Consider the following 3,205-nt stretch of genomic DNA (forward strand, 5'->3'; position numbering starts at 1 on the left):
AGAAGATGCTCGGCGAAGGCATCGTTGTTGAAGAAATGGACGTCTGATGTCGGTTCGTCGTCTCGCCAAGGTTCAGCCGGACTCCTTCGCCTTCTCCAAGGCGACGAAGGCCAAGTGCGACTGGTGGATCCAGAAATACCCCGCCGACCGCAAACAGTCTGCGGTGATCCCGATCCTTTGGCTGGTGCAGAAGCAGGAGGGCTGGGTCTCCGAGCCGGCCCTGCGCGCCATCGCCGACCTGTTGGGCATGGCCTATATCCGGGTGCTGGAGGTCGCGACCTTCTACACCATGTTCATGCTGGAGCCGGTCGGCTCGGCCGCCCTGATCCAGGTCTGCGGAACGACGCCCTGCATGCTGCGCGGCTCGGGCGAGCTGATGAAGGTCTGCAAGGACCGCATCGGGCCGAAACAGACCCTGTCGGCCGACGGCAAATTCTACTGGGAAGAGGTCGAGTGCCTGGGCGCCTGCGTCAACGCGCCCATGGCCATGATCAACGACTACTATTTCGAGGACCTGACGGCCTCGGACATGAACAGCATCATCGACGACTTCGCCGCCGGCAAAAAGCCCAAGGCCGGGACGCGCATCGATCGGGTCAACTCGGCCCCGGAGGGCGGGGCCCTGACCCTGACCGATCCGAAGCTGTATGATGGATCGGCCGCCAAGCCGATCAAGACGCTGCCGAACAGCGAACCTGTCGAGACGCCGGCATGACGCGTCCCGATCTGGACACGGATGAAGGCCGGGCGGCCTACCGCCGGGAGCTGAAGCGCGTCGGTTGGCCGCTGCGTCTGGGCGGGCTGGTGCTGATCGTGGCGGCGGCGGTCCTGATCGTGGCCGTCCGTCAGGGATGGATCGCCGACGCGGGGATCACTGATGCGGGGATCGCCACCAACGTCGGCTACGGCATGCTGGCGCTGGGCTGGGCCCTGTTCCTGGCCGCGACCTTCGTGCGGACCCGCTATAACCGTCGCCGTCTGGCGGAGGGTCTGTAATGGCGAACGCGAACGACAAGCCGATGGACGCCTTTACGGCCGGCCGCCTGTTCTTCTGGATGGGACTGGGCGATGTGGCCATCGGGGCCTGTCTGGCCGGAGCTGGCCTTCTGGGCGTGCTCGGCGAGGACGGCGAAATCTTCGCCATGGTGGGCGGGGTCATGGGCTTGATCGGCGCAGGGCTCGCACTGTGGGGACGTCACAAGATGAACCAGGGCGACAGCCTCGGCAGGAGACGCGACTGACCATGGTCGGCATTCTCGAAGACAAGGACCGTATCTTCACCAACCTGTACGGGCTCCATGACTGGGGTCTGGAAGGGGCGAAGAACCGCGGCTGCTGGAACGCCACCAGGGACATGCTGGACATGGGCCGGGACTGGCTCATCAACAATGTGAAGGCCTCGGGCCTGCGCGGTCGCGGCGGCGCCGGCTTCTCGACCGGGCTGAAGTGGTCCTTCATGCCCAAGGAGGTGAAGGATCGGCCGCACTATCTGGTCGTCAACGCCGACGAGTCCGAGCCCGGCACCTGCAAGGACCGGGAGATCATGCGTCATGATCCCCACCTGCTGATCGAAGGCTGTCTGATCGCCTCCTTCGCGATGCAGGCCAACGCCTGCTACATCTATCTGCGCGGCGAATATGTGCTCGAGCGCGAGCGGATGGAGGCGGCGGTCAAGCAGGCCTATGAGGCCAGACTGATCGGCAAGAACAACGTCCACGGCTGGGACTTCGACGTCTATATCCACCACGGCGCCGGCGCCTATATCTGCGGCGAAGAGACCGCCCTGCTGGAGAGCCTGGAAGGCAAGAAGGGCCAGCCGCGCCTGAAGCCGCCGTTCCCGGCCGGCGCCGGCCTCTATGGCTGCCCGACCACGGTGAACAACGTCGAATCGATCGCCGTCGTCGGCACCATCCTGCGTCGCGGCGCCGACTGGTTCGCGGGCTTTGGCCGGGCCAACAACACCGGCACCAAGCTGATGTCGATCTCGGGCCATGTAAACCGCCCGTGCAATGTCGAAGAGGCCATGTCGATCCCGCTGCGTCAGCTGCTGGAAGAGCATTGCGGCGGCGTGCGCGGCGGCTGGGGCAATCTGAAGGCCGTTATTCCCGGCGGCGTGTCGGTTCCGCTGATCACCCGTGAGATGTCGGAAACGGCGCTGATGGACTTCGACAGCCTGCGCGAGATGCGTTCGGGCCTCGGGACCGCCGCCGTCATCGTGATGGACAACGACACCGACCTGGTGAAGGCGATCGCCCGCATCAGCTATTTCTACAAGCATGAGAGCTGCGGCCAGTGCACGCCGTGCCGTGAAGGCACCGGCTGGATGTGGCGCGTGCTGGAGCGGATGGCCGTGGGCGAGGCCGATCCGTCGGAGATCGACCTGCTGCTCGACGTCGCGGGTCAGGTCGAGGGCCACACCATCTGCGCCCTCGGCGACGCCGCCGCCTGGCCTGTGCAGGGCCTGATCCGGCATTTCCGTCACGAGATCGAGGACCGTATCCAGTCCTACCGCTCGGCCCGCGCGAACTTCGCCGGCCACGCGATCGCGGCGGAGTAGGGGATGCGCCGGGCCCTCATCATGATGCTGGCCCTGCCGATCCTCGCCGCTTGCGGCGAGGCGGAGAAGGCTGCGCCCCAGGCGCCGGCCGCTCCCGAGGCCATGGCCCCGGCTCCGGTCCCGACGACGGCGACCGATCTCGAGGGCGCGTGCCGCGACGTGGTCAACCGCATGTTCGGTCAGACCGGCGACGTCGTGACCTTCAAGGCCGCCGGCGAGGGTCTGGCCGAGGTCTCCTGGCCGGCGCCGGTAGACGGCGGCGTGCTGAGTTTCGAATGCCGGGCAGACGGCGACCAAGTGGGCCTGTTCCGCGACGGTCGTGCGATGTCGGTTGATGTCCAGATGGCGGCTCCCGCCGCCAAACAAGAGGCCCGCTGATGCCCGTCGCCAAGGTCAACGGCGTTGAAACCGAGTTCGAGCCCGGCATGACCGTGCTCCAGGTCGCCGAGCGCGCTGGACAGGAAATTCCGCGCTTCTGCTATCACGAGCGGCTGTCGATCGCCGGCAACTGCCGCATGTGCCTGGTCGAGGTGAAGCCCGGACCGCCGAAGCCGCAGGCGTCGTGCGCCCTGCCGGCCGCCGAGGGACAGGAAATCTTCACCGACACGCCGATGGTCAAGAAGGCCCGCGAAGGGGTGATGGAGTTCC

The 3,205-nt window shown here is 66.4% G+C and carries 6 protein-coding genes; all 6 read left to right on the plus strand.

Features of this window, described 5'->3' with window-relative positions; genetic code table 11:
• Window positions 1-46: 46 nt before the first annotated feature.
• Window positions 47-715: an NADH-quinone oxidoreductase subunit NuoE gene (gene nuoE, locus WC555_RS15465; RefSeq protein WP_373255011.1), complete on the plus strand. Its 669-nt coding sequence runs from the start codon at window positions 47-49 to the stop codon at window positions 713-715.
• Window positions 712-996: a hypothetical protein gene (locus WC555_RS15470; protein ID WP_373255013.1), complete on the plus strand. Its 285-nt coding sequence runs from the start codon at window positions 712-714 to the stop codon at window positions 994-996. Before nuoE ends, WC555_RS15470 begins: the two co-directional genes overlap by 4 nt.
• Window positions 996-1,241: a hypothetical protein gene (locus tag WC555_RS15475; RefSeq protein WP_373255014.1), complete on the plus strand. Its 246-nt coding sequence runs from the start codon at window positions 996-998 to the stop codon at window positions 1,239-1,241. Before WC555_RS15470 ends, WC555_RS15475 begins: the two co-directional genes overlap by 1 nt.
• Window positions 1,242-1,243: 2 nt before the next feature.
• A complete protein-coding gene (gene nuoF, locus WC555_RS15480; RefSeq protein WP_373255015.1) occupies window positions 1,244-2,557 on the plus strand; it encodes an NADH-quinone oxidoreductase subunit NuoF in 1,314 nt (437 codons plus the stop codon).
• Between the two features lie 3 nt (window positions 2,558-2,560).
• On the plus strand, window positions 2,561-2,935 hold the full coding sequence (locus WC555_RS15485; protein ID WP_373255016.1) for a hypothetical protein: 375 nt from the start codon (window positions 2,561-2,563) through the stop codon (window positions 2,933-2,935).
• A partial coding sequence (locus WC555_RS15490) for a 2Fe-2S iron-sulfur cluster-binding protein (RefSeq protein WP_373255019.1) occupies window positions 2,935-3,205 on the plus strand: 271 nt, incomplete at its 3' end. The genes WC555_RS15485 and WC555_RS15490, both read left to right, overlap by 1 nt.

Source organism: Brevundimonas sp., assembly GCF_041648615.1.
Lineage (GTDB): Bacteria > Pseudomonadota > Alphaproteobacteria > Caulobacterales > Caulobacteraceae > Brevundimonas.